The organism is Citrobacter sp. wls718 (assembly GCF_005280945.1).
In the GTDB taxonomy this organism is placed as follows: domain Bacteria; phylum Pseudomonadota; class Gammaproteobacteria; order Enterobacterales; family Enterobacteriaceae; genus Citrobacter; species Citrobacter gillenii.
The window spans coordinates 46,096-51,574 of record NZ_SZWV01000056.1 but is presented as its reverse complement, the minus strand read 5'-3'; the positions used below and the strand labels follow the sequence as shown (position 1 = coordinate 51,574).

Genomic DNA, 5,479 nt, shown 5'->3' with positions numbered 1-5,479 from the left:
CGCTTACGGCGTTTGATCCGCCTGCCAGTTCATAATCCACGTGGGGTGATGCGTCTCTTCCTGCCATGCGCTGTCTTCAATACGAAAACCCAGCGCATGGTAGAAATTCACCGCCGACTGGTTCTTCTGATAAACCTCAAGGCTGAGCAACGAAAAGCGCTGCTGGACATGCTGCACCAGCGCTTTGCCGATCCCGCTTCTGATGGCGGTAGGTTCAACAAACAGTGCGCCCAAAAAGCGCGCTTCCATCACGCTGGCAAAGCCTTTGAGCTGGCCACTTTCCTCCCATACCCAGGTTTGTGCTGCGGGCAGGTAGACATCGCGTACGATGGGTTCACTCTCACGCCAGTAGCGTTCTTCAATAAACGGATGAGCATAAATCGTGCTATCCATCCACAGCGCCAGAATCGGCGCCAGATCGTCAGGCGTTGATTGGCGAATCATGTTGACCCTCCGGGTAGCAAATACAGCCGGTGACATGGTCGTTGACCAGCCCGCATGCCTGCATAAAGGAGTAACAGATGGTGGTGCCGACAAACTTAAAGCCGCGCTTTTTTAACGCTTTTGAGAGCGCGTCAGACGCAGGGGTTGAGGTGGGGATGTCGCTCAGGCTGGCGGCGCGCGTCAGCTGCGGTTGATGATCAACGAACGACCAGACAAACTCGCTAAACGGTTCGCCGTTTTGCGCCATCGCCAGGTAGGCGCGTGCGTTGCCGATAATGGCCTGAATTTTCCCTCGATGACGAATAATACCGGCATCCAGCACCAGCCTTTCGACATCATCTTCGGTCATCGCGGCAACGGCGACGGGATCGAAATGGTGGAAAGCATGACGATAGTTTTCCCGTTTCTTCAGGACGGTTATCCACGATAACCCCGCCTGCTGCCCCTCCAGACAGATTATCTCGAACAGCTTTTGACCATCGGTTTCGGGGACACCCCACTCCTTGTCGTGATAGGCAATGTATAGTGGATCCTGACTGACCCAGCCGCAACGCTGCATATTCTTCCTCGCTGTTTTTACTGGCGTAAAAATTTCATTCGGCTCGCCTTGACGCGCCCGCTAAAAAGACAATATTTAATACAGGGCCTAATGTGCCCGATATCCTTCACACAATGACAATAATATCGCCGAATTCGGCTCTTTTCTGGAGTCGCGTTGATGATTATAAGAAACAGTAGTGGTCGCCAGAGGTTCAGCCTTCTGGTGAGCGTCGTGGTCTGTGCGCTGTCTACCCATACGGCCTATGGCTGGCAACAAAAATATATCGTTGATGCTATGTCAGGTCATACGGCTGAACGTTATACATGGGACAGCGATCACCAACCACGCTATAACGACATACTTGAAGAACGCATTCGTTCCACGAAGAGCGTGGCGGGTCCGGTGGTGAACCTGGCGGACCAAACGACGCTGGATACGACCAGCGGTATGAGTATGGGCTGGAATTTCCCCGTGTCCAGACAAGTGACGACCGGCCCGATCGCAGCCCTGCATTATGACGGTTCGGCAACGTCCACCTATAACGAGTTTGGCGACAGTGCGACGTCCGTCAAGCAGACCGATCCGTTATGGCATGCCAGCGTCAGCACCTTAGGCTGGCGGGTTAATTCGCAGTTTGGCGATGTGCGTCCGTGGGCGCAAATCAGCTATAACCAGCAGTTTGGCGAGAATATCTGGAAGGCGCAATCGGGCCTCAGCCGGATGTCCGCGGTGAGTCAGGACGGCAACTGGCTGGATGTTACCGTGGGGGCTGATATGCTGCTCAATCCGCATATGGCGGCCTATGCTGCGCTCTCTCAGGCGGAAAATAGCACCAATAACAGTGACTATATGTACACCATGGGAGTAAGCGCTAAATTTTAACGCGAACATGCGTAAATAAAACAACTCCGTTACAAATTAGAATCAATAATCACACGCGTCTCAGTGATAGCGGGTACTCACTTGTGTGAAAAAATCCGGTCCTCTCACTTTTTGTCTCGTCATTCATTCCGCAATCCAGGCATTTCATTCCGTTCTGATGGCACTTCATGCTGTTTTCCCCTCGTCATAAATGCACTTCGGTATGGTTGTTGGCAGAGAATTTCCCATTTTGCTTATGCAGGAATACTGCCATGAAAACTTCTGATTATCAGCGTACCCGGTGGCTGACCCTGATCGGCACCATCATTACCCAATTTGCCTTAGGTTCGGTTTACACCTGGAGCCTGTTCAATGGCGCGCTTTCTTCAAAGCTGGATGCGCCGGTCAGCCAGGTGGCTTTCTCCTTTGGCTTGTTAAGCCTGGGCCTGGCGATTTCTTCTTCTGTCGCCGGGAAACTTCAGGAACGTTTTGGCGTGAAACGCGTCACCATGGCATCCGGTATCCTGCTGGGCGTGGGCTTCTTCTTAACCGCACACTCTGACAGCCTGATTATGCTGTGGCTGAGTGCGGGTGTACTGGTGGGCCTGGCGGATGGTGCGGGCTACCTGTTAACGCTGTCCAACTGCGTAAAATGGTTCCCTGAGCGTAAAGGGCTGATTTCTGCTTTTGCTATCGGCTCTTATGGCCTCGGCAGCCTCGGCTTCAAGTTTATCGACACTCATCTGCTGGAAACCGTCGGGCTGGAGAAAACCTTTGTTATCTGGGGTGCCATTGTGCTGGTGATGATCGTCTTTGGCTCTACGCTGATGAAAGATGCACCAAATCAGGAAGTAAAAACGGTGAATGGCGTGGTCGAGAACGACTACACTCTGGCGCAATCTATGCGCAAACCACAGTACTGGATGCTGGCAGTGATGTTCCTGACCGCGTGTATGAGTGGGCTGTATGTCATTGGTGTGGCAAAAGATATTGCACAAACTCTGGCGCATATGGATGTGGCGACAGCGGCCAATGCGGTGACGGTGATTTCCATCGCTAACCTGTCAGGCCGTCTGGTGCTGGGCATCCTGTCCGACAAGATTTCCCGTATTCGCGTTATCACCATTGGTCAGGTTGTTTCGCTGGTCGGTATGGCGGCGCTGTTATTCGCACCGCTGAACGAAGCGACCTTCTTCGCGGCGATTGCCTGCGTTGCCTTTAACTTTGGCGGTACGATTACCGTATTCCCGTCCTTGGTCAGTGAGTTCTTTGGCCTGAATAATCTGGCTAAAAACTATGGGGTTATCTATCTGGGCTTCGGGATTGGCAGCATCTGTGGGTCCATCATCGCTTCCTTGTTTGGCGGTTTTTACGTGACCTTCTGTGTCATCTTCGCGCTGTTAATCATCTCGCTGGCGCTGTCTACCACCATTCGTCAGCCTCAGCGTAGCGTATTTACCGAGGCGCACGCCTGATTCTATTAGTGGTGTCATTAATACCTGGCGCATATATTTACAAAAATATATGCGCCATTTTCATTCTCTATAAGCACTTTTGCGTTTACCTGTGGTCTACTTACTCGCGCCCGTAGACATTTCAAACTCTGCCGTTGTCGCATCTTTCACCTGCCCGGTCTAACTGACTGTAAGTAGGGCTTTTTATCCCGTTTTCCAGGTTTTATTGATGAGATATATTAAGTCGATGACGCAGCAGAAGCTCAGTCTCTTGCTGGCAATCTATATCGGTCTGTTTATGAACTCCGCTGTATTTTACCGTCGTTTTAGCGGATATGCGTACGAGTTCACCGTCTGGAAAGGAATCTCTGCGGTTGTTGAATTAGCTGGCGCGGTGCTGGCAACCTTCTTTTTACTTCGTCTTCTCTCTTTATTTGGCCGACGCGCCTGGCGTGTACTGGCAACCTTTGTGGTGCTGTGTTCCGCAGGTGCCAGCTATTATATGACCTTCCTGAACGTGGTGATCGGTTACGGTATTATTGCCTCGGTTATGACCACCGATATTGATTTATCGAAGGAAGTTGTGGGCTGGCATTTTATTGCGTGGCTGGTTTCGGTCAGTATTTTGCCGTTGCTCTTAATCTGGAATAACCGTTGTCGCTACACCCTGATAAAACAGCTGCGCACGCCAGGTATGAGATTTCGCAATGTGGCGGTCGTTTTGCTGGCGGGGATCATGGTATGGGCGCCGATTCGTCTGCTCAGCATGCAGCAGAGATCCGTCGAGCGTGAAACCGGCATCGATTTACCCAGCTACGGCGGCGTCGTGGCAAACTCCTATCTGCCGTCAAACTGGCTCTCCGCGTTAGGGCTGTATGCCTGGGCGCAGGTTGATGAGTCCTCAGACAACAAATCGCTGATGAACCCGGCGAAAAAATTCACTTATGTTGCCCCCAAGAATCTCGATGACACCTACGTGGTGTTTATTATTGGTGAGACCACGCGCTGGGATCATATGGGGATTTTTGGCTACGAGCGAAATACCACACCAAGACTGGCTCAGGAGAAAAACCTGGCGGCATTCCGTGGGTATTCATGTGATACCGCGACCAAGTTGTCGCTGCGCTGCATGTTTGTACGTCAAGGTGGTGCGGAAGAAAACCCACAGCGGACGCTGAAAGAACAAAACGTTTTTTCCGTACTCGGTCAGTTAGGGTTTAAAACAGACCTTTACGCGATGCAAAGCGAGATGTGGTTCTACAGTAATACCATGGCGGAAAACATCGCCTATCGTGAACAAATTGGCGCAGAGCCGCGTAACCGTGGCAAAACGGTTGACGATATGCTGCTGATTACCGAAATGCAGCAATCCTTAAAGCAGAATGACAGCGGTAAGCGCCTGATTATTCTGCATACCAAAGGTTCACACTTTAACTACACGCAGCGCTACACTCGCGAGTATGCACAGTGGAAGCCTGAGTGTGTGGATGTCGATAGCGGCTGTTCGAAAGAACAGATGATTAACTCTTTCGACAACTCGGTGACCTATGTCGATCACTTTATTACCAAAGTGTTTGATCAACTGCGCGATAAGAAAGCGATAGTGTTCTATGCCGCCGATCACGGTGAGTCTATTAACGAACGTGAGCACCTGCACGGTACGCCGCGTAAAATGGCGCCGCCAGAGCAGTTCCGCGTGCCGATGATGGTGTGGATGTCGGATAAGTATCTGGAAGACCCCGATCATGCGAAGTCGTTTGCTCACCTGAAGCAAGAGGCGGATATGAAGGTCCCGCGCCGTCATGTGGAACTGTATGACACCATTTTGGGTTGCCTCGGTTATACCTCGCCAAACGGCGGTATAAATGAGAACAATAACTGGTGCAACGTTCCGGGCGGGCAGAAAGTCGCGGCGCAGTAACCGGCCTGCTGACTTTCTCGCCGATCGAATGGCATTTTGATACGAAGGGATTGACGGGCGCGCACCTGAGCAGTAAGATGCGCCCCGCATTCGGTGATTGGCGCAGCCTGGTAGCGCACTTCGTTCGGGACGAAGGGGTCGGAGGTTCGAATCCTCTATCACCGACCAAATTTAAAGCCCTGCTCAACGAGCAGGGCTTTTTGCATCTGAAGTCAAGAGGATGAGAACCTCCGGGGGTAAGAGGTTCGACTCGAGCGG

The 5,479-nt window shown here is 51.8% G+C and carries 5 protein-coding genes and 1 tRNA gene; 4 read left to right on the top strand and 2 right to left on the bottom strand.

Annotated elements, in window-relative coordinates:
• Positions 1-3: 3 nt before the first annotated feature.
• Positions 4-444, bottom strand: a complete 441-nt coding sequence (locus FDW95_RS11230; protein WP_096759154.1) for an N-acetyltransferase — start codon at positions 442-444, stop codon at positions 4-6.
• On the bottom strand, positions 422-1,003 hold the full coding sequence (gene tag / locus FDW95_RS11225; protein ID WP_115257209.1) for a DNA-3-methyladenine glycosylase I: 582 nt from the start codon (positions 1,001-1,003) through the stop codon (positions 422-424). The genes FDW95_RS11230 and tag overlap by 23 nt, the downstream gene beginning before the upstream one ends.
• Positions 1,004-1,162: 159 nt before the next feature.
• On the opposite strand from tag, the gene FDW95_RS11220 reads away from it, so the two are divergent.
• From FDW95_RS11220 to FDW95_RS11205, 4 genes are all read left to right on the top strand, one after another.
• Entirely contained in the window at positions 1,163-1,867 is a 705-nt protein-coding gene (locus FDW95_RS11220; protein WP_115257210.1) for an autotransporter outer membrane beta-barrel domain-containing protein, read from the top strand.
• A 251-nt stretch (positions 1,868-2,118) separates the two neighbouring features.
• The gene (locus FDW95_RS11215; protein WP_096759157.1) at positions 2,119-3,321 is read left to right on the top strand and encodes an MFS transporter; all 1,203 of its coding nucleotides are present in this window, start codon (positions 2,119-2,121) and stop codon (positions 3,319-3,321) included.
• A 208-nt stretch (positions 3,322-3,529) separates the two neighbouring features.
• Entirely contained in the window at positions 3,530-5,221 is a 1,692-nt protein-coding gene (gene eptB, locus FDW95_RS11210) for a kdo(2)-lipid A phosphoethanolamine 7''-transferase (RefSeq protein WP_115257211.1), read from the top strand.
• 91 nt (positions 5,222-5,312) lie between these two features.
• Positions 5,313-5,389, top strand: a tRNA-Pro gene (locus tag FDW95_RS11205).
• Positions 5,390-5,479 lie beyond the last annotated feature (90 nt).